This window comes from Ferruginivarius sediminum, assembly GCF_003344765.1.
Taxonomy (GTDB): domain Bacteria; phylum Pseudomonadota; class Alphaproteobacteria; order Kiloniellales; family Rhodovibrionaceae; genus Ferruginivarius; species Ferruginivarius sediminum.
Genome location: NZ_QPMH01000004.1, coordinates 14,575 through 36,482, shown reverse-complemented (window position 1 = coordinate 36,482; position 21,908 = coordinate 14,575). Strand labels below are relative to the sequence as shown.

General features: G+C 64.2%; 28 protein-coding genes. 24 read left to right on the top strand and 4 right to left on the bottom strand.

Annotated elements, in window-relative coordinates:
• Window positions 1-7: 7 nt before the first annotated feature.
• The 5 genes from DRB17_RS05655 to DRB17_RS05635 all read left to right on the top strand — a co-directional run bounded on the left by DRB17_RS05655 (window position 8) and on the right by DRB17_RS05635 (window position 5,111).
• Window positions 8-727: a 50S ribosomal protein L25/general stress protein Ctc gene (locus tag DRB17_RS05655; protein WP_114581222.1), complete on the top strand. Its 720-nt coding sequence runs from the start codon at window positions 8-10 to the stop codon at window positions 725-727.
• Window positions 728-778: 51 nt separating this feature from the next.
• A complete protein-coding gene (gene pth, locus DRB17_RS05650; protein WP_114581221.1) occupies window positions 779-1,363 on the top strand; it encodes an aminoacyl-tRNA hydrolase in 585 nt (194 codons plus the stop codon).
• A 19-nt stretch (window positions 1,364-1,382) separates the two neighbouring features.
• Window positions 1,383-2,480 (top strand): redox-regulated ATPase YchF, encoded by a 1,098-nt coding sequence (gene ychF, locus DRB17_RS05645; protein ID WP_114581220.1) that lies wholly within the window; start codon window positions 1,383-1,385, stop codon window positions 2,478-2,480.
• Window positions 2,481-2,538: 58 nt separating this feature from the next.
• Complete coding sequence (locus DRB17_RS05640) at window positions 2,539-3,216, top strand: dienelactone hydrolase family protein (RefSeq protein ID WP_114581219.1); 678 nt, start codon at window positions 2,539-2,541, stop codon at window positions 3,214-3,216.
• A gap of 98 nt (window positions 3,217-3,314) precedes the next feature.
• Entirely contained in the window at window positions 3,315-5,111 is a 1,797-nt protein-coding gene (locus DRB17_RS05635; RefSeq protein WP_114581218.1) for an acyl-CoA dehydrogenase, read from the top strand.
• Between the two features lie 109 nt (window positions 5,112-5,220).
• Here DRB17_RS05635 and DRB17_RS05630 read toward each other — a convergent pair whose 3' ends face one another.
• From DRB17_RS05630 to DRB17_RS05620, 3 genes are all read right to left on the bottom strand, one after another.
• Window positions 5,221-5,748: an Hsp20/alpha crystallin family protein gene (locus DRB17_RS05630; protein ID WP_114581217.1), complete on the bottom strand. Its 528-nt coding sequence runs from the start codon at window positions 5,746-5,748 to the stop codon at window positions 5,221-5,223.
• A gap of 219 nt (window positions 5,749-5,967) precedes the next feature.
• Window positions 5,968-6,570, bottom strand: a complete 603-nt coding sequence (locus DRB17_RS05625) for an SCO family protein (protein WP_114581216.1) — start codon at window positions 6,568-6,570, stop codon at window positions 5,968-5,970.
• 136 nt (window positions 6,571-6,706) lie between these two features.
• Window positions 6,707-7,327: a LysE family translocator gene (locus DRB17_RS05620; RefSeq protein WP_161958715.1), complete on the bottom strand. Its 621-nt coding sequence runs from the start codon at window positions 7,325-7,327 to the stop codon at window positions 6,707-6,709.
• Window positions 7,328-7,476: 149 nt separating this feature from the next.
• Here DRB17_RS05620 and DRB17_RS05615 point away from each other — a divergent pair, with 149 nt between their 5' ends.
• Window positions 7,477-7,848 carry a hypothetical protein gene (locus DRB17_RS05615; protein WP_114581214.1) on the top strand — a complete coding sequence of 124 codons (372 nt, stop codon included), beginning with the start codon at window positions 7,477-7,479 and terminating at the stop codon, window positions 7,846-7,848.
• A gap of 154 nt (window positions 7,849-8,002) precedes the next feature.
• Here the strand turns inward: DRB17_RS05615 and DRB17_RS05610 are convergent, their stop codons facing one another.
• Window positions 8,003-8,344: a DUF5335 family protein gene (locus tag DRB17_RS05610; protein ID WP_114581213.1), complete on the bottom strand. Its 342-nt coding sequence runs from the start codon at window positions 8,342-8,344 to the stop codon at window positions 8,003-8,005.
• 169 nt (window positions 8,345-8,513) lie between these two features.
• On the opposite strand from DRB17_RS05610, the gene DRB17_RS05600 reads away from it, so the two are divergent.
• From DRB17_RS05600 to DRB17_RS05515, 18 genes are all read left to right on the top strand, one after another.
• The gene (locus DRB17_RS05600; RefSeq protein WP_114581212.1) at window positions 8,514-9,011 is read left to right on the top strand and encodes a PAS domain-containing protein; all 498 of its coding nucleotides are present in this window, start codon (window positions 8,514-8,516) and stop codon (window positions 9,009-9,011) included.
• 128 nt (window positions 9,012-9,139) lie between these two features.
• Window positions 9,140-9,661, top strand: a complete 522-nt coding sequence (locus DRB17_RS05595) for a CIA30 family protein (RefSeq protein ID WP_114581211.1) — start codon at window positions 9,140-9,142, stop codon at window positions 9,659-9,661.
• Between the two features lie 698 nt (window positions 9,662-10,359).
• The gene (locus DRB17_RS05585) at window positions 10,360-11,601 is read left to right on the top strand and encodes a tyrosine-type recombinase/integrase (RefSeq protein ID WP_161958713.1); all 1,242 of its coding nucleotides are present in this window, start codon (window positions 10,360-10,362) and stop codon (window positions 11,599-11,601) included.
• The gene (locus DRB17_RS05580; RefSeq protein ID WP_114581208.1) at window positions 11,601-12,032 is read left to right on the top strand and encodes a hypothetical protein; all 432 of its coding nucleotides are present in this window, start codon (window positions 11,601-11,603) and stop codon (window positions 12,030-12,032) included. The genes DRB17_RS05585 and DRB17_RS05580 overlap by 1 nt, the downstream gene beginning before the upstream one ends.
• Window positions 12,033-12,124: 92 nt before the next feature.
• A complete protein-coding gene (locus tag DRB17_RS05575; RefSeq protein WP_161958712.1) occupies window positions 12,125-12,322 on the top strand; it encodes a helix-turn-helix transcriptional regulator in 198 nt (65 codons plus the stop codon).
• Window positions 12,323-12,325: 3 nt separating this feature from the next.
• Window positions 12,326-12,634 (top strand): hypothetical protein, encoded by a 309-nt coding sequence (locus DRB17_RS05570; protein ID WP_114581206.1) that lies wholly within the window; start codon window positions 12,326-12,328, stop codon window positions 12,632-12,634.
• Window positions 12,634-13,524, top strand: a complete 891-nt coding sequence (locus DRB17_RS05565; RefSeq protein WP_114581205.1) for a DUF7146 domain-containing protein — start codon at window positions 12,634-12,636, stop codon at window positions 13,522-13,524. Before DRB17_RS05570 ends, DRB17_RS05565 begins: the two co-directional genes overlap by 1 nt.
• Window positions 13,521-14,534: an AAA family ATPase gene (locus tag DRB17_RS05560; RefSeq protein ID WP_114581204.1), complete on the top strand. Its 1,014-nt coding sequence runs from the start codon at window positions 13,521-13,523 to the stop codon at window positions 14,532-14,534. The genes DRB17_RS05565 and DRB17_RS05560 overlap by 4 nt, the downstream gene beginning before the upstream one ends.
• A 527-nt stretch (window positions 14,535-15,061) precedes the next feature.
• On the top strand, window positions 15,062-15,775 hold the full coding sequence (locus DRB17_RS05555) for a hypothetical protein (protein ID WP_147274822.1): 714 nt from the start codon (window positions 15,062-15,064) through the stop codon (window positions 15,773-15,775).
• Between the two features lie 9 nt (window positions 15,776-15,784).
• Entirely contained in the window at window positions 15,785-16,138 is a 354-nt protein-coding gene (locus DRB17_RS19870) for a hypothetical protein (RefSeq protein WP_147274821.1), read from the top strand.
• A complete protein-coding gene (locus DRB17_RS05545) occupies window positions 16,135-16,611 on the top strand; it encodes a hypothetical protein (RefSeq protein ID WP_147274820.1) in 477 nt (158 codons plus the stop codon). Before DRB17_RS19870 ends, DRB17_RS05545 begins: the two co-directional genes overlap by 4 nt.
• A complete protein-coding gene (locus DRB17_RS05540; protein ID WP_114581200.1) occupies window positions 16,586-18,442 on the top strand; it encodes a tape measure protein in 1,857 nt (618 codons plus the stop codon). Before DRB17_RS05545 ends, DRB17_RS05540 begins: the two co-directional genes overlap by 26 nt.
• Window positions 18,443-19,210, top strand: a complete 768-nt coding sequence (locus DRB17_RS05535) for a hypothetical protein (protein WP_114581199.1) — start codon at window positions 18,443-18,445, stop codon at window positions 19,208-19,210.
• Window position 19,211: 1 nt separating this feature from the next.
• The gene (locus DRB17_RS05530) at window positions 19,212-19,805 is read left to right on the top strand and encodes a hypothetical protein (protein WP_114581198.1); all 594 of its coding nucleotides are present in this window, start codon (window positions 19,212-19,214) and stop codon (window positions 19,803-19,805) included.
• Window positions 19,792-20,538, top strand: a complete 747-nt coding sequence (locus DRB17_RS05525; RefSeq protein WP_114581197.1) for a terminase large subunit domain-containing protein — start codon at window positions 19,792-19,794, stop codon at window positions 20,536-20,538. Before DRB17_RS05530 ends, DRB17_RS05525 begins: the two co-directional genes overlap by 14 nt.
• Window positions 20,526-21,236, top strand: a complete 711-nt coding sequence (locus DRB17_RS05520) for a hypothetical protein (protein ID WP_206607795.1) — start codon at window positions 20,526-20,528, stop codon at window positions 21,234-21,236. The genes DRB17_RS05525 and DRB17_RS05520 overlap by 13 nt, the downstream gene beginning before the upstream one ends.
• Complete coding sequence (locus DRB17_RS20160) at window positions 21,236-21,412, top strand: hypothetical protein (RefSeq protein ID WP_153242360.1); 177 nt, start codon at window positions 21,236-21,238, stop codon at window positions 21,410-21,412. The genes DRB17_RS05520 and DRB17_RS20160 overlap by 1 nt, the downstream gene beginning before the upstream one ends.
• Before the next feature lie 161 nt (window positions 21,413-21,573).
• The gene (locus DRB17_RS05515) at window positions 21,574-21,852 is read left to right on the top strand and encodes a hypothetical protein (protein ID WP_114581196.1); all 279 of its coding nucleotides are present in this window, start codon (window positions 21,574-21,576) and stop codon (window positions 21,850-21,852) included.
• The last annotated feature ends 56 nt before the right edge of the window (window positions 21,853-21,908 follow it).

Genomic DNA, 21,908 nt, shown 5'->3' with positions numbered 1-21,908 from the left:
ACGAACGATGAGCGAAAGCCATGTCCTCGAAGCGCAGCAGCGGGAGCGGGCCGGCAAGGGGGCAGCCCGCCGCGCGCGGCGCAACGGGCGTATCCCCGGCGTGATCTATGGCGCTGGCAAGGATCCCGTGCTGGTGACTTTCGATCCCGGCACCCTTGACCGCGAGATCTATCAGAAGCCCGGTTTCTTCACCCGTCTCTACGACATCCGGGTCGAGGGCGTGCGCGGCAAGCAGCTTGCCATCTGCCGCGACCTGCAGCTCGATCCCGTCACCGACCGGCCGCGCCACCTGGACTTCCTGCGCGTCTCGGCGAAGACGGAGGTGACGATCGAGGTTCCGGTCCACTTCACCGGCGAGGAAGAGTCGCCCGGCTTGAAGCGCGGCGGCGTGCTGAACGTCGTACGCCACACGGTCGAAATGCTGTGCCGTGCCGACAACATGCCCGCCTACATCGAGGTGCCGCTTGCCGGACTCGAAATCAACGACTCCGCCCACATCAGCAGCGTCAAGCTGCCCGAGGGCGCGCGTCCGACCATCGAGGACCGCGACTTCACCATCGCCACCATCGCCGCGCCGAGCGCGGTGAAGGCCGAGGCGGCGGAGGAGCAGGCCGAGGTCGAGGCCGAGCATGTCGCCGAGGAAGCCGGCGAGGCCGAGGAAGCGCCCGCCGAGGAAGAGGCCGGCGCCGAGGGTACGGAAGAGGGTGGCAAGGAGAAGGCGGAGTAATCCTCCGCCCCTCCCCTCCATCCCGGCGGATACTGGCGAACGGGGGCTCTTGTGCTGCTGCTGGTCGGGCTCGGCAATCCGGGCGCCCGCTACGCCCGCAACCGCCACAACATCGGGTTCATGGCGCTGGACGAGATCGCCCGGCGCCAGAACCTCGGTGCGTGGCGCTCGCGGTTCCGCAGCGACGTGGCGGAAGGCCTCGTCGGCACCGAGAAGGTGCTGGCGATGAAGCCGCTCACCTACATGAACAACTCCGGCGAGGCTGTCGGTGAGGCCGCGCGCTTCTTCAAGCTTTCGCCGGAGCAGGTGATCGTCCTGCACGACGACCTGGATCTCGCGCCCGGCAAGATGCGCGTGAAGAAGGGCGGCGGCAACGCCGGCCATAACGGCCTGCGCTCCATCGACGCGCACCTCGGGAACGCGTTCTGGCGCGTGCGCCTGGGCATCGGCCACCCCGGCAATAAGAACCTGGTCCACGCCTGGGTCCTCAACGACTTCTCCAAGGAGGAGATGACCTGGGTGACGCCTCTCTGCGAAGCCGTGGGCGAGGAGATGCACCGCCTGACGGCCGGCGACCACGAGGCGTTCATGAGCCGGGTGGCCTATCGGATGCAGCCGACGAGAGACACGTCGTAACCCGACTGATCGAGGAAACATGGGCTTCAACTGCGGAATCGTCGGGCTGCCGAACGTCGGCAAGTCCACGCTGTTCAACGCGCTGACCGAGGCGGCGCAGGCCGAGGCGGCCAATTATCCCTTCTGCACCATCGAACCGAACGTGGGCCGGGTGCCGGTGCCCGACGCGCGCCTCGATCGCTTGGCCGAGGTGGCGAAGTCGGCGAAGGTGCTGCCGACGCAGCTTGAATTCGTGGACATCGCCGGACTGGTGCGCGGGGCCAGCAAGGGCGAGGGGCTGGGCAACCAGTTCCTGGCGAACATCCGGCAGGTGGACGCGATCCTGCACCTGCTGCGCTGCTTCGAGGGCGACACCACGCACGTCGAGGGCTCGGTCGACCCGATCCGCGACGCCGAGACCATCGATACCGAGCTGATGCTGGCCGACCTCGACAGCATCGAGCGCCAGCTTGACCAGATACAGAAGAAGGCCAAGCAGGGCGAGAAGGACGCGATCGAGCGCAGGAACGTGATGGAGCCGGTGGCAGAGGCGCTGCGCAACGGCAAACCGGCGCGCGCCGTCCAGCTTACGCCCGAGCAGCAGCCGGTGCTGCGTCAGCTTCACCTGATGACCAGCAAGCCGGTGCTCTACGTCTCCAACGTCGACGAGGGCGCGGTCGCCACCGGCAACAAATATTCCGAGATGGTGGCCGAGCGCGCGAAGGCCGAGGGCGCGGGGCATGTCGTGATCTCCGCGGCCATCGAGGCCGAGGTTGCGGCCCTCACCGACCCTGAGGAGAAGCAGGCGTTCCTGGAGGAGCTTGGCCTCAACGAGAGCGGTCTGGCGCGGGTGATCAAGGAGGGCTACCGCCTTCTGGACCTCATCACCTTCTTCACCGTCGGGCCGAAGGAGGCACGCGCCTGGACCGTGCGGCGCGGCGCCAACGCGCCGGAGGCGGCAGGCGTCATCCACTCCGACATGCAGCGCGGCTTCATCCGGGCGGAGACCATCTTCTGGCAGGATTTCGTCGATTGCGGCGGCGAGTCCAGCGCGAAAGAGGCCGGCAAGATGCGCGTCGAGGGGCGCGATTACACCGTCAAGGACGGCGACGTCTTCCACTTCCGCTTCAACGTGTGACACACTGCTGCGCCCAGACGAATGCAAAATTCGATAAGGGAGCAGGAGCGCAAATCACATGGGCGAGACCGTCCGCCTGCAGGCGTCGGACGGACATGGGTTCGACGCTTACGTCGCACGGCCGCAAGGTGATCCGAAAACGGGCCTCGTGGTCTGCCAGGAAGTCTTCGGCGTCAACGAGCATATCCGCGAGGTCGCGGACAGCTTCGCCGAAGCCGGCTATCTCACCATCGCACCGCATCTTTTCGACCGGATCGAGCGGGGGGTTTCGCTGGGCTACGGCCCTGACGACCTGGACTACGGCCGCTCTCTGCGCGCCCGGATCGACTGGGATGACGCCGCGCTGGACATCGAGGCCGCGGTCAAGCGATTGCGGGAAGAGCTTGGTCAGGACGCCCGCATCGGCGTGGTCGGATATTGCTGGGGCGGCTCGCTGGCGTGGCTGGCGGCCTGCCGGCTGCCGGTGCAGGCTGCGGTCGGCTACTACGGCGGCCAGATCTACGAGCTGAACGACGAAGACCCGCGGTGCCCGACGATGCTGCACTTCGGCGAGGAAGACCCGATCATCGCCTTCGATCAGGTCGAGGCGATCCGCGAGGCACACCCCGACGTCATCGATCATGTCTACCGCGCGGGCCACGGCTTTAACTGCGACCGGCGGGAGGACTACGACGAGGCCGCGGCCAACCTCGCACGCAGCCGCACCCTCGCCTTCCTTGCGCAGCATCTCGGTTGAATCGCCGCCTCGCCTGCAAGGCTCGGTCGACATGCCCGCCGCCGTTCGCTAATTAAGGACGCGGGCACCACACGGTCGATCAAGAGGGAGGCCAAGGTATGGCGGACTATCGGGCGCCGGTTGGCGACATGCGCTTCGTCCTGCGCGAGCTGGCCGACATCGGCGGGCTGGCGCAACTGCCGGGCTACGAGCACGCCGAACCGGAACTGGTCGACCAGATCCTGGACGAGGCCGGCAAGCTGGCCTCGGACGTACTATCGCCGCTGAACTGGTCCGGCGACCGCGAGGGTGTCCAACTCGACAACGGCGTCGTGCGCACGCCGAATGGTTTTGCCGAGGCCTATCGCGCCTATGTTGAGGCCGGCTGGAACGCCCTGCCCTTCGATGCGGATTACGGCGGCCAGGGGCTGCCGTGGACGGTGGCGCTCTCCCTGATGGAAATGTGGAACAGCGCCAACATGGCCTGGGCGCTGTGTCCGATGCTGACGGTCGGCGCCGTGGAGTTGCTGCAGACCCACGGCAGCGACTGGCAGCGTGACGCCTATCTGCCGAAGCTGATTTCCGGCGAGTGGACCGGCACCATGAACCTGACGGAGCCGCAGGCGGGCTCCGACGTGGGCGCGCTGAAGACACGGGCGGTGAAGGACGGCGACCACTATCGCATCACCGGACAGAAAATCTTCATCACCTGGGGCGAGCACGACGCGGCGGAGAACGTGATCCACATGGTCCTCGCCCGCACGCCCGACGCACCGGCGGGCACCAAGGGCATTTCGCTGTTCATCGTGCCGAAGTACCTGCCGAACGAGGACGGCACCCCCGGCCCGCGCAATGACCTGCGCTGCGTCTCCGTCGAGCACAAGCTGGGCATCCATGCCTCGCCCACCTGCACCATGGCCTTCGGCGACAACGAGGGCGCCATCGGCTATCTGGTCGGCGAGGAGAACGCCGGCATGAAGTGCATGTTCACGATGATGAACAATGCCCGGCTCACCGTCGGCGTGCAGGGGCTGGCGATTGCCGAGCGCGCCTATCAGGCCGCCCGCCAGCACGCCTTTGACCGCGTTCAGTCGCGGCCGCTGGACGGTAGTGCGTCGGACGCCGTGCCCATCGCCCGGCATCCCGACGTGCGGCGCATGCTGCTGACCATGCGCGCGCGGGTGGAAGCAATGCGCGCGCTGGCCTACAGCGCCGGCAACGCGCTCGACCGGGCCAAGCACGGCGCAGACGAGGACGCGCGGCGGGCAGCCCAGGCGCGCGTCGACCTGCTGACCCCGATCGTCAAGGCGTGGTGCACCGACCAGGGGGTGGAGGTCGCCTCCATCGGCATCCAGGTGCACGGCGGCATGGGCTTCATCGAGGAGACCGGCGCGGCCCAGCACTATCGCGACGCCCGCATCGCGCCGATCTACGAGGGGACCAACGGCATCCAGGCCCTGGACCTGATGGGCCGCAAGGTGCTGCGCGACGGCGGCGAAAGCGCGGGCGCCTATATCGCCGAGTTGCGGGCCACGCTGGACGATCTCGACAAGCTGAACGACCCGGACGCCAAGGCCATCGCCGATGCCCTGCGGCCCGCGCTGGACCATCTGGAGTCGGCGACGCAGGCCGTGCTCCGCAGCGCGCGGGACGACGTGAACAAGGCCGCGGCGGTGGCTACGCCATACCTGCTGCTCTTCGGTACGGTGGCCGGCGGCACGCTCCTCGGCCGGGCAGCAGTATCGGCGCACCGCTCGCTTTCGAACGGCGCGGACTACGGGCGTGACTTCCTCGAAGACAAGGTCGCCATCGCCCGCTTCTATACCGACCACATCCTGCCCCACGCCGGAGCCTACGCCGCGGAGGTCGAGCGCGGGGCGGACTCGGTGCTGCGCCTGCCGGAGGAGCGGCTGTAGCGGAGAGTCCCTGGAGGCCCAGCGGCTCAGAGCGCATCGGGGACACTCCTTCAGGGCCGCACGCAGTTCCCCCCGCCGGGAATCGATTTCTCGTGTTGGGGGCGCCGGCCTACTTCCCCTTCACCTCGATCTTCTTCGCCTTGCTGACGGCCTCGGGCTTCTTGGACAGGGTGACCTTCAGGACGCCCTTCTCGAACTCCGCCGAGATCTTGTCCTCGTCCACCGAGTCCGGCAGGCGGAAACTGCGGCGGAAGGAGCCGAAGCGCCGTTCGGAGAGGTAGTAGTTCTTCTCCTTCTTCTCCTCCTCGTGCTTCTTTTCGCCCTTGATGGTCAGGATGCCGGCCGACACCTCGACGTCGATATCCTTCTCCTCCATTCCCGGCGCTTCGGCCGCAATTTCGATTTCCTTGTCGCTTTCGCTGACATCGAATTTCACGTCCACCAGGCCGGCCGTGCCGCCGAAGATCTCCGGCTCCGCCGGCATACGTCCGAACGAGCCGAGGCTGGGCATGCGGAAGTAGTTGGAGAAGTCGTCGACCAAGCGATCCATTTGCCGGCGGAACTCCATCATGGGGTGGTCCAATCCGCCTGTCGTTGTCGGGGCACCACCCTTTTCTTCCTTCGATTTTTCCGCCATGTCTTGCCCTCCTGTGTTTGCCGTGCACTTGCAAAGCCACGTCGATACAGCCGCCAAGTTAGGACTGGCGACCAGAGCGCGCCGTGACTTGAGTCAATGTGTGGGCAGCACGCGAAACTGCCCGGCGTTCCAATGAACGTCCGGGCAGTCACATGGTTCGCTCGGCAGGAAGGAAAGACCGCGCCAGCCGTCGCGCCGGCGGCGTTCCGGTAGCTGAGACTACCCCTCTATCAGGGTGTCCATCGCATCGGCGATCTCTTTCGCCTGGACCCGATGGTCAAAGCGGTCGATGTAATCGCCGTCGGGGCCCATGACGAAGGTGTAGCCGGAGTGGGCCATGGTGTACTCGCTGTTCACACCGCCCTTGACGCGCCAATAGGTGACCTTGAAACGGCGCGCGACCTTCGCGATCTGCTCATCGTTTCCGGTCAGGCCGACCAGGCTGGGGTGAAAGTTCGTGACGTAGGTGCGCATCTGCTCGACGGTGTCGCGCTCCGGATCGACGGTGATGAAGATTGGCGTGATCTTCTCCACCTTCGCCGGCGCGCTTTCCTCCAGCAAGTTGAGCGCGCGCGTGATATGGAGCAGCGTGGTCGGGCAGACATCGGGGCAGTAGGTGTAGCCGAAGTAGATCAGCGTATACTGACCCTCGAAGTCCTCGTCGGTGACGGTCTCGCCCTCGGTATTGACTAGTTCGAATGGTCCCCCGATCCGGCTTTCCGCCTTCACCGGATCCTGCGCGGTGAAGTAAATCACGATCGCCCCGCTCAAGGCGAACGCAACCAAGGCCGTACCGAGCCACAAGCGAATCGAGCGGATCATTCAAAACTCCCTCATGCCCACGCCGGCAGGCCGCCGGCGTTCGACTCTCTCAGCTTTCCGGAATGTGCCTTTTTTGCTGCCGGCCATCAACCCGTAAGCGCAGCGGCGGAAGGTCACGCCAATCTGCAGTAGTCCTTCAACGGACCAGCACCGACCCAATCGCGAAGATGCCGAAGCCCACGAGCATGACGGCCGCCATACGGTTGGTCCAGGCAAGGCTCTGCGGTCCGAACCTCGGCTTCAACGCTGCCGTGCCGGCGCACAGGCCGAGCCACCACATCGCCGAGCCAATGAAGACGCCGATGATCAACTCGCCGGCACGGCCGACGCCGTCCTGCAGTTCCCCAAGACCGAAACCGGCAAAGATGCCGACAAACCCCATGATCGTCATCGGGTTCGACAGGGTAATCGCCAGGCCGGTGGCGAAGCCGGACAGCACCTTCACATGCACGGGCGCGTCCGCCATTTCGGGCGGTGCGCGGCGCCACGCCCGCCAGGCCAGCAGGAACAGCACCGCGCCACCCACAAGGCGCAGCAGATCGCGATGCTCCGTCAGGAAGCCGGCAACGGCGGCAAGCCCGAAGCCGGCGATGGCGCTGAATATCCCATCCGCCGTCGCCGCGCCCAGCCCGCTGGCCAACCCCACCCAAAGGCCGTCCTGCAGCGTACGCTGTACGCACAGCAGGCCGACGGGGCCGACGGGTGCGGCCACCGCGATGCCAACCGCGATTCCTTTCAGGAAGACCCAACTCTCCATGGCAGCGCTAGCCGCCCCCCTCGTTCGCGCCATGCAGGCGTTGACGTTTCACCCTTTGCGCGCCCGAACGCAAGGGTTGGTTCATCTTGCGAGCGCAACTTATTGCCCTAGGTCTCGGTAAGTGCCCATCGACAGAAGGACGAAATCGAATGCGGACGTGGTTTGCCGGAGTCGCAACAGGGCTTCTTCTGCTCCCTTCAGCGGGCTTTGCCGCACCGGATGACGCTGGCCTGGCGGCAGGACAGACAGTAGCTACGAAAACGGGCTGCGTATCCCCGGAACCCTACGCCCTCTTCGAAGAGGTTTACGGCAAAGAGGGCCGGATCGCCGCTTACAAGGCCCTCGTCGGTACGCAGGAGTGCCAGCGCCTGCCCGGCGAAATGGAGGTGAGGCTGGAAGAGGCTGTCGGCAGCTTCGATTACGGCTGGGGCAAGGGCCGAATCTGGCGCGTAAGCCCGGTGGAGCCGGGTGCCAAGGCGCCTGATACCTTCTTCATCCGCAGCCGGCTGAAGAGCGAGTAGCCGGTCGAGGCGTGCAGGCGCAACCAGCCGCCGACGCGAAACAGCGGGCGCCGCACGTCGCGACCGCCCGCTGCCATACGCCGTGTGGCGCTCCCCTGTTGGCGCTCTGAATAGCACGTCCGGGCTTGGCGTGTCGAGCGACGCCGCCCCTCGTTCACGCCGCCGGCCCGGTCAGCAGAAGCGGAGCGCGCAAACGGACGATCTCCTTCGTGCCGTCGTCTCTCTCCACCTCGATCGCTTCCAGCCCCTCATCGCCCTCCAAGACATAGACCACCTTTGGATGGAGGATGCGATGGTCGAGCCGATCCGTCGAAATATCGATGGCGTCGCCCTTCGGGTCGTAGGAGATATTCATCATGCCGATCCAGTCGGCTTCGATCTGATCGCCTACCGCGAGAGATGTAACTTCGATTTCAACCGATCTTATGCCAAGCGCTTTCGCGATCCGGTTAAAATATGTTTCGAGTTCATCTTGATCGAGTCTTCGCGTTGCCATATCCAACCTCCCGACAACATCGGCCGAAAACGTATTAACCATATTTTCGATCTCATTCCATAAGTCGGTTGAATCAAGAGGGCTTACAACATCGGAGCAATATGGGGGTTGGCATCTTTGGTATAGGCGCCTACCATTGACGAATGTTTGTTATTATTCGTTGGTAGGGATGTATACGGGAGACGCGCTTGCGGTCAGGATCGCGCACGACGAACACCGTCGCTTGTACGACTATTGGCAGACCAAGGCGCCCCCCGGCAAGCTACCGGCACGCAAGGATATCGACCCCCTCGATATCCCCGGCATGCTTCCGCGCATTGCCCTGATCGATGTCCTGCGCGAGGCGGAGGGGGTTACCTTCCGCTACCGCCTCGCCGGCACGGAGATCGTCGAGCGTGCCGGCCGAGATCCCACCGGCAGACGTTTCGACGAACTCTATCGCGGCGACTATCTTGTCAACGCCGTGAACACCTATAGCCACATTGTCGAGGCGGCGGCGCCTCATCTGTCGGAACGCACTTTCCCCCTTGTGGAGGGGAAGGAGTTCCTGCGCTACGACCGCTTGATCCTGCCGCTGGCCGCCGACGGACGGACCGTGGACATGCTGATCCTGTTGATCGCCGTGATCGAACACCGGCGAGACGACCGGCCGTCGGCCAATCGCTAAATTCTCCGGCGGGCAGTGGCCGGCGCGCTTCGCAGCGCTATTTCTATCGCATGCTCCTGTCCCGCCGCTCCTTCATCGCCACTTTGAGCCTGACCGCGCTGACGGCGTGCTCGATGCGGAGGACTGCCATGCCGATGACCTCCGCCGAGATCGACGATCTGTCGCACGAAGACCTTGTATCGTCGCTGGGCACGCGCTGGCGGCTGGTGACGGATCAAGTCATGGGCGGGGTTTCGCAGGGTACACTGACAAGAGAGCTTGTGGCCGGCCGCCCGGCCCTGCGGATGCGCGGCGACGTCAGCATCGAAAACAACGGCGGCTTCGTTCAGGCCTCGCTGGATCTGGCACCCGGCGGACAGAGGGCCGATGCAAGCGCATGGAAGGGCATCGACGTCGATGTTTATGGCAACGGCGAGGCCTACAACCTTCATCTACGCACGGCGGACCTGACATGGCCATGGCAGTCGTACCGGCAGGGCTTCCAGGCGCCACCGGAATGGCGAACCGTTCGGCTACCCTTCGCCGAGTTTCAGCCGTACAGAACCGAATCGCCACTGAATGTGTCGCGGCTGCGCAGGCTTGGAGTGGTTGCCATCGGCCGTCCCTTCGAGGCCGATATCGCAATCGGCGGCGTCAGGTTCTATGCCTGAAACAAGGCGGGCGCACAGCGAGAGAACCGCCATTCAGGCGGTGCCTTCGGGCTCCAGGGCGACCTCGTTGATCTTATCCATCATGCATTCATGCCCGGTGCCGGCGCACCGGGGGCACTGCTCAATGATAAGGTCCCGGAAGTCCGAAGAAACCGACTGCACGTCGTCGCAATTGGCGCGAGGAGCATACGCGCTGTAAGCAACTGCGGTCTGTGCGTGATAGGTCATTTTACACCCAGCGGCTGAATTGCGACAACGCTCACACCCAAGATAAGATGGCCTACACCCTTACCAACCAATTGGTCAACAAAGTCTTAATTTGCATGAGTTAAACTCAACGTGAACTGGTCGAGAAGACAACGTTTGTCGCGACTGAAATCTTTACGCTCGGCACGACAATCGTGCCACCGAAAAATCAACAATCGTCGCGGCGTAGTACCGCGCCTGAGCCGGGCGTTCAAAGCATCTTCAACTTACGAACGGAGGATGGTGCCCAGGGGCGGAATCGAACCACCGACACTGCGATTTTCAGTTACGCAATCGGCCTAAATCTGCCCTAGCCCATCGCAGCATCCCGTTTCCGAAAATTCGCTGTATGCCTTGACATTCGGCCCATACGTGTCAACATGCCTAAACATCGGGTAACACGGCTAAACGCCACATATCTGTTACCCCAGTGTTACCCCAGGGAGCATGTGATGGCCCGGATTAAGCTCACCAGCGCCGCCGTCGAGAAGCTGAAGGCCCCGGCTCAGGGACGCGCGGAATACTTCGACGCCAGCTTTCCCGGCTTCGGCATCCGCGTGACCGACAAGGGCAAAAAGTCCTGGATCGTGTTCTATCGCATCGGCCAGCGTCAGCGCCGCCTGACACTCGGCTCCTACCCTGCCCTCGGACTTGCCAAGGCGCGCGAAAAGGCGTCAAAGGCACTGGCAGCGGTCGAGGAAGGGCGCGACCCGGCGGACGAGAAGGCGGAAGCCCGGACGAAGTGCCCGGATACCGTCGAGAACATCGTCGCGGATTTCATCGAACGGCATCACAAGCGGCGTAACAAGAGCTGGAAGCCCGTCGAACAGCTTTTCGCGAACCACGTCACCCCACGATGGAAAGGCCGCGATATCCGCGCCATCGAGCGCCGCGACGTGCTGCGCCTGCTGGATGAAATGCAGGACGAAGGCTATACGACGCAGGCGAACCGCGTGTTGGCCCATGTGCGCAAGCTTTTCAACTGGTGCGTCGAGCGCGAGATCGTCCAGGTTAGCCCCGTTGCCGGGGTGAAGCTGCCGCAGCGCGAAGAACAGCGCGAGCGCGTCCTGTCGAATCAGGAGGTCCGCGATCTGTGGCAGACCTTCGACGGCGCCGGCTATCCGTTCGGGCCGATGTTCAAGGTGATGCTGCTGACGGCGCAGCGGCGCGGCGAGGTTGCCGACATGCGCTGGCGCGACGTCGATCTGGACGCAGCGTTGTGGACCATCCCCGAGACGAAAAGCGGGCGCAGCCAGGAAGTGCCCCTCTGCCGTCAGGCCGTCGACATCCTGCGGGGCCTGCCGACCTTCGGCGCCGGGGATTACGTCTGGTCAACCACCTATGGCGCACGTCCCGTCAGCGGCTACAGCAAGGCCAAGCTGCGCATGGAGAAAGAGACGAACGCCGCGCGGCGGAAGGATGGCCGCGACGCGATGGAGAATTGGCGCCTGCACGATCTGCGCCGCACGGCCGCAACTGGCATGGCGCATATGGGTATCAGCGTTGACGTGATCGGCCGCGTTCTCAATCACACGCAGACGAGCGTGACGGCGGTTTATGACCGCCACAGCTATCTCTCGGCAAAGCGCCGCGCCTTGCAGGCGTGGGCCGGCGCCCTGGACCGGGTGATTGCCGGCCAGCCGATGGACGCGGCGGAAGCCGAGAACGTGGTCAAGCTTGCGGAGGCGCGCTGATGCCGGGCGTTGACGCGTGGGACATCATTCTCGCCGATCTCCGACGGGGCGACGGTAGTTTTAGCCTGGAGGGTTTTTACAGCTTTATGCGGACGATGGAAAGCCGGGCGGCCTATGCCCAGCGGCACGGCCACGATTCCGTGACCGTCCCGGCGGATGCATTCAAGGCGTTAGTAGAGATTGCCCAGGGCGAGCGCCGGAAGCCGCGCGGCAAGCCGCCCGACCGACCTTTCAAGCGGGTGTCGCAGCAGATGGGCAACCCGCTTATCCCGGCTGCCGACGATGTCGAACGCCTCAAGCACATTTGGCGGACCCGCTACGGCAAGCACAAGAACATTCACGAGGCCGCACTTGAAAAGGCGGCAGCGCGGTGGGGCGTCGACCCGGACAAGCTGGACAATTTCTGTCGTCGCCAAAAGTCCCGCATCTAATTCTCCGATTTGCCTGCCGTATCAACCAATCTAAGCACTCCCTAGCCTTCAAGCACAACGCAGTTTTGCAAAGTGCAATGGAGGCACTGAATATGTCTACGCGCCTTATCTCGAAGCAGGAAGCAGCCGCGCGCGTCGGCTATCATCCCGTTTCGCTGATGCGACTGTGCCGCGAGGGCCGGTTTCCGCAGCCCGTAAGGTTGGCGCCGAATAAAATCGGCTTCGTCGAAAGCGAGGTCGAGGCGCACATCGCGGCACTGGCCGCCGCGCGTGACACGGAGGCGGCTTGAGCGATGGCGGCCACAAGAAACCCCGGCGCCGGGGCATCGGCGGCCGGGGCTTCGAGACTTGTCACGCAGGCGGCGGACAAGCCGAAGCATAACGCCCCTTCCCTCCCGCTGCAACGTCAGGCCGAAGCCCTGCATCAGCGCGGCCCGCGTCCCTTGGGCGAGCTGCTGGCCGAAGTGCTGGAACGCCTGGACGCTGATGAAGCGGATTGGTTGCGTCGGCGCCTTGAGCGTTACAACGCCATCCCGCCGGAAACATATCGAGCCGTCGGCGCCGATACCTTCCCACCTTTGCCGATTCGCGAGGTGTCGTGATGAACGCCCGCGCCCTGACCCTCGCCCTCGGGGGCCGTTGGCACGGCGGCTACGGTTCGGCCTGCTGTCCAGCGCATGACGACGGCAATCCGTCCCTATCCATCCGCGACGGCGACGACGGCGCACTGCTGACCTGTCATGCGGGCTGTGAGCGCGCGGACATCATTGCCGAATTGCGGCGGCGCGGGCTGTGGGAGGCGTCCGGCAAACGTCCCGAAGGCGCCGAATTGTCTACACGTGTAGACAATCCATCACGGCGGAAATTGTCATTACGTAATGACAATTCAGAGGCCGCCCGCAGGATCTGGCGCGAGGCCGAACCGGCGCCGGACACGCTAGTGCAAAGCTACTTGGAGGCGCGCGGCATCCGGCTTAACCCGCCGCCGTCGCTGCGCTTCGCCCCGGCGCTGCGATATCCGTTTTCGGGCATCGAGCTACCCGCGATGGTGGCCGCGATCCAGGGACCGGACAGAAAGCTAACGGGCGTTCATCGGACCTTTCTGCGCGTGGACGGCACGGGCAAGGCGAACGTCCAGCAACCGAAGTTGAGCCTTGGGCCGCAGGGTAAGGGCGCCATCCGCCTCGCGCGGGCTGGCGAAGTCCTGGGGCTGGCCGAAGGCATCGAAGACGCCTTGTCCGCCATGCAGATGTTCGGCATCCCGTGCTGGTGCGCCATCAGCGCCGGACGGCTGGCCAAGGTCGCGTTGCCGGACGAGGTGCGCCATGTTCACATCTTCGCGGACCACGGCGAGCCGGGCATCAAGGCGGCGCACGAAGCCGTCGAAGCCTATACTCGGCAGCGCCGCAAGGTGACGCTGCGGCTTCCGCCGGATGGTTTCGCCGATTGGAACGAAGTGCTGAAGGCCGAAGCGGCCGGGAGGGCCGCATGACCGGCAAGGTGGAGACCTTCGAGCCGAAGTGCCGCTTTCCCCTCACGGCCTTCGATGACATCAGGCTGACCAGCGAGCGCGATTATCTTTTAAAGGGCCTCTGGCCGCGCGAGGGCCTGGCCGTGGCATGGGGCGCGCCCAAGTGCGGCAAGTCGTTCTGGGCTACCGACGCGGCGATGCATGTCGCACTCGGCTGGGAATACCGTAGCCGGCGCGTCCAGCAGGCGCCCGTCGTGTACGTGGCCGGCGAAGGCCAGCACGGTTTCAAGAAGCGCATAGAGGCGTTCCGACAGCAGAATATGCAACTGGATTACGACCCGCCGCCGTTCTTCCTGCTGGGCGAACCCGTCGATCTGATCGGCGACCACCAGACGCTCATCGCGGACATCCGCGCTCAGGTGGGGGATAGGCTGCCGGGCCTCGTGGTATTGGATACCCTCAATCGCACTCTGAGGGGCAGCGAGAACGATCCCGAGGACATGGGGCGCTACGTGGCCGCCGCCGACGCCATCCGCTCGGCTTTCGCGTGCTGCGTCGTCGTGATCCATCATTGCGGCACCGACGGCAACCGCCCGCGTGGTCACACGTCCCTGACAGGCGCGGCCGACGCGCAGTTCTCCGTGACCAAAAGCCCGGCCGGGACCGTCACGGTCACGTCCGAATTCGTGAAGGATGGCCCGGAAGGCGAAACCTTGTCCTTTACGCTGCGACAGGTCGAAGTCGGGATCGACGACGACGGCGACGACATCACGTCCTGCGTGGTCGAGCCGACCGAGCCGGAAACAATCGAGCCCGCGATCAAGCGACCGACCGGCAACACCGGGACCATGCTCACCATCTTGGAGGAAGCCGGACCCGCCGGCCTGACGGTCGAAGAGTGGAACGAGCAAGCCCGGCAAGCCGGCATCGGCGCAGCACGGCAACGGCTCTATGAAATCCGCGTCACCCTCAAGCGCAAGAAGCTGGTCTATGAAAGCCAGGATGGGCGCTGGCACGTCATGTCACGCTGAAGGCGTCCACCCCGTCACGATGTAACGGTGCCTAAAGGCACACCGTTACATTACGTGACGCTACGAGGGGCCGTAACGCCGTTACGCCATCGTGACGCATTACGTGACACCGTGACGGTAGGGGGATTGGGTAAACGAACCTTTTATTTGACCGCGAACAATATCCGCGTGTTTTGTGCTATTAATTGGCCTGTTTTTGTGTTTAACGAGTACATAGGCATATCTCTGCGGCGATTAGTATTGACGAGCACAACGGCTCACACACCGCAGTTTTCCGCCACATTTCGCTTGTCTTGGTTTGACTGTAAAAAGCCATGCGCAGAGCGCACAACGCAAGTAATCTATGGCGTGCCCTGCCGAGCATGCGATTAAAGATCGCAGGGTATTGGGCGTTAAACGCGCTGTATTCTGCGATTTTATCGTTTGCCCTTGCAGAACCGGGTAACAATGGGGTAATCTACGCACCGATTTGGCGATATACGCCCGCGTCGTGAGGACGCCGGCTATCCCACAGAAGGAGCGGTGCAATGAAACCTCTATCCGAAAATCAACTCGCCATGGTCGGTGGTAGCCTTCAGGGCTATGCCGCGCGCGGGGGCGTGTTCACCACAGTCGGCGAAGTTGCTGAAGAACTCCGCACCGAGGTGGCCCGGTTCGACCGGAGTGCCACGGAGACTGCGAGCGACGATCACCTAGCGCCGGATGGTGTGCAGGCCAAAGTCGGCGAACAGGCGGAGACGCTGGGCAAGCGCCTGGATGGCCACAGCAGCGTTACCCGCGCCAAGGAAGCGATAAGCCGGCGCCGTGAAGAGATCGAGCGGGAGATCGGCGACACAATCGGCGCGCAGCCGGCGGACGAAAACGAACGTCAGATCGCTGCGGAGATTCGCGCGCAGATTGGCAAGGCGTCTCGCCCTTATGACGAAGCCCGCAAGTACCTTGGTGATGCCAAGGTGATGAATGCCATTCTGGTGGCGCCCGCCATGCTGACGGGACTTACAGAGGACCAGCAGGCCCGTTTGAAGCGCGAACTGCTACTGCGCCATCACCCTGACAAGACGGACGAGCTGGACGCCCTCGACAGCGCCACAAAGCTGCTGGAGGGCGCTGTGAGTAGTGCCAAGAAGCTGGCGCATGATCGCACCCAACAGGCCCGCGCGCACGCTCTACAGCGCCTATCCGCGCAGACACGTAACGTCCGCGCCACTGGCCAGCCCATGTCCCGACACCAGCGGCGATAGGAGAGAACCATGAGCTATCGAGTAGGCGACCGTGTTGAGTTGACTGAGGCCCGTGGTGGCACCATCGGCTACATCGTCGATGTCCATCCAGGTGACGGCTCACCAGCGCAACGCGGCACGAGGGAATCCAGCTTTACCGTGCGCCGGCATGGCGGCAGCAAGAAGGTCGTCGCCTATGACGAGATCGGGCGCCGTCTCGACGACGTGACTTTCGCGCCGGCCGCGCCGGTTATGTACGGCGATGCCTTGTGTCAGGTCGCCGCGCAGCAGGGCCGTACGGTGCGCCTTCAGACAACCGGCGGCTTCCGAAACGTCGACCTTCACGATCTGTGCCTGGAGAACGGCGAGGCCGCGCAGATATGACGCAGGACGGCAGCGATACGGCCGCACCGCCCCGTGTCGCGCCTGGCCGGGCGGCTGTGTCCTCTGCGGTCGCCCGGCCCACTATGGGTGTAGCAGACAGCGAAAGCTACGAGGCCGGCTTCATGGACGCGCTCAACGAGATGATCGCGCGTGGCAGGTGTCCTCTGTCGGATGGCTCGAATCGTAAGGCGCGCCGGCCCATTGCGATCTATCTGCGTGATCGTGTCGGGGAGCACTACGGCGGAGGCACCAGCCTGCATAGCGCGGCGCGCGCGTTCGCGTCGAGCCTCAAGCGAAAGGACGAACTGCGGATCTGGAAGACGCTGGCACAGATGAGCGCCGATGATGTCCGCAACGTTCAGAACTGGATGCAAGAAGGCAGCGCGCGGGTCACTGAGTTTTGCGAGCGCATGACCGCGCTGGCCAATGCTATCGAGGGCAAGGTAAATGGCCACACTTCGTCTCGGCATTGACGCCTCGGACGCACGGCGTGGTGCACAGCAGTTCGAGCAATCCGCCAGTAGCGCAACCCGATCCGCCGATGATCTGCGGCGCCGGGTTGGTCGGGTCGAGGGCAGTTTCGACCGCTTGAAGCGCGAGAGCTTCGAGACGGCGCGCGGCATGGATCGGCTGGAGCGCGGTTTCGTCGCGGCCGGCCGGGCGGCGCGGGGGTTCGTGGCGATTGCGATTGCCGAGACATTGCGGCGCGGTGCGTCGGCGGCGCTGTCCCTTGGTGACGAGGCGACACGCCTTGAGAACCGCCTTCGGCTGGTGACGGACACGTCGCGCGAGCTGGAGCAGCGTCAACAAGCGTTACTCGACCTGTCCGAGCGGACCCGGAGCGGTTTGGCGGAAACCACGAATCTGTACGTGCGCCTGGATCAAGCCCTTGCGGGCACCGGACAATCGACCGAGCGCATCCTGAGCGTGACCGAAAGCTTTAACACGGCGCTGTCCATCTCCGGCGCGACGCAGCAGGAAGCAGCCGCCGCGACGACGCAGTTTTCACAAGCAATTGCCGGTTCGGTTGTAAGAGCCGAAGAATTTAACTCGTTAATAGACGCATCGCCGCGCTTGATACGTGCCTTGATTAATCAACTTGAAGGCGTCGACGACGTGGGGGCGCTCCGAGGGTTGCTTGAGGACGGCGAGCTGGTCCGCGAACGTGTCCTCAACGCTCTGATTCGCGAGCTGCCGACGCTGCGCCAGGAGCTTGAACAGACCGAGGCGACCGGCGGCGATGCGATGCAGCAACTCGGCAACGAGGTGTTGACCCTGGCCGGCAATATCGACGACGCGACGGGTGCGACGCGGCTGTGGCGGGACGCGCTGCTAGGCGTCCGCGATGTGCTCGGGTCAATCAACGAAAGTTTCGAGCGCGAGGGGCCGCGCGAGGCATTGCAGGGCCGGCTTGACGAGCTGATAGAGCGGCGCGACCGCATCACGGCGCGGATGCGCGAAAGCGGCCAACCAGCTTCGGACTTCCCGGCTCAGCTTGAGGGTCTGCGGTTTCTCAATGATCAGATCGCCACGCTATCGCGGGTCCAAGAACAGTTAAGCGAGCCGCTTCTCGGCGTCGCCGTGCGGACCTCGGACGCGGCCAAGGCCATGTCACAGCTCCAGCGGGAGACAGAGGACACGACCGACGCGCAAGGCCGGGCGGCGCGGCTATATGAGCGGAACACCGGCTTGATCGATGCGCATGCTGGCGTCCTGGCCGATGCCCGCGAAGAACAGGAACGGTTCAACCGCTCGCTGACCGACCTGATGGATGAGATCAACCCGGCCGGGGCTGATATCCGCAATTATCGTGAAGATGCGGACTTGCTACGCGAGGCCCTGGCGCGAGGGGCCATCGATGCCGAGCAATTCAACCGGGCGCTGGGCTTGCTCAATCAGCGCTTTGCCGAAGATGCCAGTATCGAGGATACGACGTCTCAGCTCGACGACGTGACGGATGCCGCCGATCGGGCGGCGCGCGGCATGGGCGGCTTCGAGCAAGCGGCCGTTGGCGCGTTTCGCGAGGCCGGTCGGAGCATTCAGCGCGAGTTGGCGGACAGCCTGCTTGGCGGTTTCGAGGACGTCGGGAGTGCGATGGTCAATATCGCAAGGCGCACGGCGGCGGAGATCGCGGCTGCATTCGTCACGCAGCGCTTTGTGTTGCCGGTTGTCGGTGCACCGATAGCCAGTCTCGGCACTGCCGCGAGCGTCGGCACTTCGGCCGCCCAGCTCGGGGGCCTGGATTTCGGTCTCGGCAATATCGCCAGCGGCGTGAATGCCGTTGGCACAGAGGAGGGCTTCTAGATGACGATGTTGGCTATGGCGTTGTCGCCGCAGCGCGCGGCCGTGATGACGGACACGGCCATGTCCGACAACGCGGACGATATCGGCGAGTCTGGCGGCTATGTGTCGAAGGTGTTCCCGATTCCGCACCTTCGGGCCTGCCTGTTCGGACGCGGCTGCATGTTCATCGCCAACCACGCCGCACTCAGCTTGAATGACAAGGCGTTCGGGGATATCGCCGATGCAGCCGAGGCGATGCCGGGCATCTTGGACAGCGCGCGCGACGCCTGCATTGACGGGCTGGAGCAGAACGTCATGGGCGGCGCGATGAGTGTCGAGGCTCAGGCGTTCATGGAGAATCAGGCGGACGAGGGCTTTTTCTGCCTTGCCGGCTACTCCGATAAGCAGCGCCGTGTCGTCTGCTATTCGTACAGGGTTGAGGACGACGAATTCATACAGCACACAACGCCTTATGGAGTCGCCTTCGCACCGGCTGATCATATCGGCCATTTGCGGGATGGCGATGGCTCTCGCGACCATCTGGCCGCGATCCTGCGGGCGCAGTACCACAACGTTGTTTCCGGCAAGATTCCCGGTGCGGACCTGCACAAGACGGGGTGCGGCGGTCCCGTGGTCTACACGGAGATCACGGCCAAGGGCATCACGTCGTCGGTGCTCGATATCCTGTCCGACGTGACGGCCGAAAGCCGTCCGAGCGATACCGCCGGCCTTACACGGCAGCAGCGGCGCAAGCTGGAGCGCGAGCGCCGCAAGAAGGAACGGGTCTAAGATGGGGCGCCGTTGCCAAGTCTGCGATTCACCCGAGCGTGCCAAGGTCGAGATGGGCCTTGCGCGCAAGGTCAGCGTGCCGCAGCTCTCGCGCAAGTTCGACCTGCACAAAGATGCCCTGTACAGGCACCGGGACAGCCATATGCCGCCGCAGTTGAAGGCGTCGTTGATGGCGGCGGGGCGCCCCACGGAAATTGATCTCGACGCACTGCGCAAGTCGGAGTCCGAGGGCATCCTGCAACATCTCGTGGCGGAGCGCGGACGGCTTTATCGCGTCGCGGACGAAGCCGAGCGCCTAGGCGATCTGCGCGCCGCCGTGCAGGCGCATCGGGCCGTCAACGACAACATCCAGACGACGGCGAAGCTGCTGGGCGAGCTGGCCACCGGCAGCACCACGACGGTCAACAACCTCGTGGTGGCGCCGGAGTATGTTCATCTGCGTTCCGCCCTGATCCGCGCCTTGCATCCCTTTCCCGAAGCTCGCCGGGCCGTGGCGCAAGTCCTGAAAGAAGTGGAGGGCACGGAGCCGGAATTCACGGGGGCGCCGCGCCAGATCGAACACGAAGCGGGGGCGAACGGCCATGCTGGCTCGTGATCTCGCGCGCTCGCTCGATCCCATCGAATTCGCCGTAGACGCTGGGCTCGATCCGGACGAATGGCAACGCGACCTGTTGATCGGCGACGACAGGAAGATTCTACTGAACTGCTGCCGGCAGAGCGGCAAGAGCACCACGGCGGCAATGCTGGCCCTGCATGACGCCTTCTATTCCGCGCCGTCGCTTACCATTCTGATCTCCCCGTCGCAGCGGCAGAGCACCGAGCTATTTCGCAAGGTCGCGACGTTCTATCACCACGTTGAGGGTGCTCCCGAAGCGGAGCTTGAGAGCGCCTTGCGGCTGGAGTTGAAGAACGGCAGCCGTATCGTGTCCCTGCCGGGTTCCGAGGCGACCGTACGCGGCTACAGCGCCGCCAACACCGTGGTGATAGACGAAGCCAGCCGCGTGCCGGATGACCTGATCGCGGCCGTCCGTCCGATGCTGGCGACCACGAGAGGCCGCATGATCGGCCTGAGCACCCCCTACGGCAAGCGCGGCTGGTTCTACGAGACCTGGGAGAACGGCGCCGACTGGAAAAAGGTGCGGATCACCGCCGACGACTGCCCACGCATCACGCCGGAGTTTCTGGAGGATGAGCGGCGCGAGATGGGTGAGTGGCTTTTCCGGCAGGAATACTACTGCGAGTTCGTCGACACCGAAGAACAGTTCTTCTCAAGCGCCGTGATCGAGGCTGCGTTGAAAGACACCGGAGGCCCGCTGTGGAGCGGTTGAAGATAAACGGCGAACATCGTCAACAACCGGCACCGCCGCCGCACAAGGCCATTTATCCGCGTTGGCAATACACGCTCGGCATCGACCTGGGGCAAGCACACGATCCCACCGCCATCAGCGTGGTCGAAAAGACGACGCGGAACGTCGGCAACCCGGACAAGCCGGAGAAGAAACACACCTTCGCCGTTCGCTATCTGGAGCGTTTGCCGCTCGGCACGCCTTATCCGTCGCAATGCGAGCATGTCGCGGATCTGGCCGGGCGCCTGGAGCGCCAACATCAAGAAGATTGGCGGGTCGACAGGCCGGAAGTCGTGATCGACCAGACGGGCGTTGGCCGCGCGGTATTCGATATCTTCGCGGGCGCCGGGCTCAAGCCGCTGGGCGTTACGATCACGGCCGGCGAAGGCGAGAGCAAGGTGCAACACGATCACTACCGCGTCGCCAAGCTGTCGCTGGTCAGCCGGTTACAGGCGCTTTTGCACAGCGGCGACCTGTCTATTGAGCCGTCGTTGAAGGACACCAAGGCGCTGGTGAGCGAGTTACAGAATTTCCGCGCCCGTTTCACGACCGCAGGTAATGCCGTCTTCGCGGCGCGCGAAGGTACCCACGACGATCTTGTCCTGTCAGTCGCAATCGCCTGTTGGCACGCGGCGCGGCCGGAGAGCGTGTTCACAGTGCGGCGGACGAAGGGGTTTTGATGGCAACGGCGCCCTACCGCGACGACATTACCTGCCAGCAGGCCGAAGAACGGCATGATGCATTCGCCGCGCTGCTGCGGGCCGCGTGTGCGGCCGTGAACGAGCAAGGCCGGGGTAACAGCCTGCGAAGCCTGGAGGCCGCTGTGCGGCGTGTGACGGCGGCCTATGGCGAGTGATTCCACCATCCGGGCGCTCACTGACCTTGCGAAAGGCCGTGGTGCACTGATGACCGCCATCAAGGCCGTGGAGACCCCACAGAACGCACCGCAGGCGCCGCAAGGCTTGTCCAGGGCCGAACGGCGGCGCCTGGAGCGGGAACAGCGGAAAGGCCGTCGCCATGCATGATGATGTGAAAGACCTCGCCAAGCACCTCGAACAAATGTGGAGCGGTTGCGCCGAAGTCCGCAACGAATGGCAAAAATCGTTTCTCCAGCAATACCCCCAATACTCCTGGGAACAGTGCGACCTCGTTCTGTTCATGGCGGGGTTGTTCGGGATTGTCGAAGAAGAAGGCCGTGCGGAAGGCGTCCGCTTCCTGCGGGAAACGGCGAACGCGCTGGAGCTGGCGGACGTGATGACCACCCGGAACAAGCTGCCGGGGCCTGTGAGACAGTGAACGTGCCGCGCTTTTACGCCCAGCCGGACGCGGCGCGCAACCCCGGCGGGTGGGCA

Coding starts and splice junctions, on each gene's coding strand:
- DRB17_RS05655 (WP_114581222.1), top strand. CDS start 8: ATGAGCGAAAGCCATGTCCTCGAAGCGCAGCAGCGGGAGCGGGCCGGC.
- ychF (WP_114581220.1), top strand. CDS start 1,383: ATGGGCTTCAACTGCGGAATCGTCGGGCTGCCGAACGTCGGCAAGTCC.
- DRB17_RS05640 (WP_114581219.1), top strand. CDS start 2,539: ATGGGCGAGACCGTCCGCCTGCAGGCGTCGGACGGACATGGGTTCGAC.
- DRB17_RS05635 (WP_114581218.1), top strand. CDS start 3,315: ATGGCGGACTATCGGGCGCCGGTTGGCGACATGCGCTTCGTCCTGCGC.
- DRB17_RS05630 (WP_114581217.1), bottom strand. CDS start 5,748: ATGGCGGAAAAATCGAAGGAAGAAAAGGGTGGTGCCCCGACAACGACA.
- DRB17_RS05625 (WP_114581216.1), bottom strand. CDS start 6,570: ATGATCCGCTCGATTCGCTTGTGGCTCGGTACGGCCTTGGTTGCGTTC.
- DRB17_RS05620 (WP_161958715.1), bottom strand. CDS start 7,327: ATGGAGAGTTGGGTCTTCCTGAAAGGAATCGCGGTTGGCATCGCGGTG.
- DRB17_RS05615 (WP_114581214.1), top strand. CDS start 7,477: ATGCGGACGTGGTTTGCCGGAGTCGCAACAGGGCTTCTTCTGCTCCCT.
- DRB17_RS05610 (WP_114581213.1), bottom strand. CDS start 8,344: ATGGCAACGCGAAGACTCGATCAAGATGAACTCGAAACATATTTTAAC.
- DRB17_RS05600 (WP_114581212.1), top strand. CDS start 8,514: ATGTATACGGGAGACGCGCTTGCGGTCAGGATCGCGCACGACGAACAC.
- DRB17_RS05595 (WP_114581211.1), top strand. CDS start 9,140: ATGCCGATGACCTCCGCCGAGATCGACGATCTGTCGCACGAAGACCTT.
- DRB17_RS05585 (WP_161958713.1), top strand. CDS start 10,360: ATGGCCCGGATTAAGCTCACCAGCGCCGCCGTCGAGAAGCTGAAGGCC.
- DRB17_RS05580 (WP_114581208.1), top strand. CDS start 11,601: ATGCCGGGCGTTGACGCGTGGGACATCATTCTCGCCGATCTCCGACGG.
- DRB17_RS05575 (WP_161958712.1), top strand. CDS start 12,125: ATGTCTACGCGCCTTATCTCGAAGCAGGAAGCAGCCGCGCGCGTCGGC.
- DRB17_RS05570 (WP_114581206.1), top strand. CDS start 12,326: ATGGCGGCCACAAGAAACCCCGGCGCCGGGGCATCGGCGGCCGGGGCT.
- DRB17_RS05565 (WP_114581205.1), top strand. CDS start 12,634: ATGAACGCCCGCGCCCTGACCCTCGCCCTCGGGGGCCGTTGGCACGGC.
- DRB17_RS05560 (WP_114581204.1), top strand. CDS start 13,521: ATGACCGGCAAGGTGGAGACCTTCGAGCCGAAGTGCCGCTTTCCCCTC.
- DRB17_RS05555 (WP_147274822.1), top strand. CDS start 15,062: ATGAAACCTCTATCCGAAAATCAACTCGCCATGGTCGGTGGTAGCCTT.
- DRB17_RS19870 (WP_147274821.1), top strand. CDS start 15,785: ATGAGCTATCGAGTAGGCGACCGTGTTGAGTTGACTGAGGCCCGTGGT.
- DRB17_RS05545 (WP_147274820.1), top strand. CDS start 16,135: ATGACGCAGGACGGCAGCGATACGGCCGCACCGCCCCGTGTCGCGCCT.
- DRB17_RS05540 (WP_114581200.1), top strand. CDS start 16,586: ATGGCCACACTTCGTCTCGGCATTGACGCCTCGGACGCACGGCGTGGT.
- DRB17_RS05535 (WP_114581199.1), top strand. CDS start 18,443: ATGACGATGTTGGCTATGGCGTTGTCGCCGCAGCGCGCGGCCGTGATG.
- DRB17_RS05530 (WP_114581198.1), top strand. CDS start 19,212: ATGGGGCGCCGTTGCCAAGTCTGCGATTCACCCGAGCGTGCCAAGGTC.
- DRB17_RS05525 (WP_114581197.1), top strand. CDS start 19,792: ATGCTGGCTCGTGATCTCGCGCGCTCGCTCGATCCCATCGAATTCGCC.
- DRB17_RS20160 (WP_153242360.1), top strand. CDS start 21,236: ATGGCAACGGCGCCCTACCGCGACGACATTACCTGCCAGCAGGCCGAA.
- DRB17_RS05515 (WP_114581196.1), top strand. CDS start 21,574: ATGCATGATGATGTGAAAGACCTCGCCAAGCACCTCGAACAAATGTGG.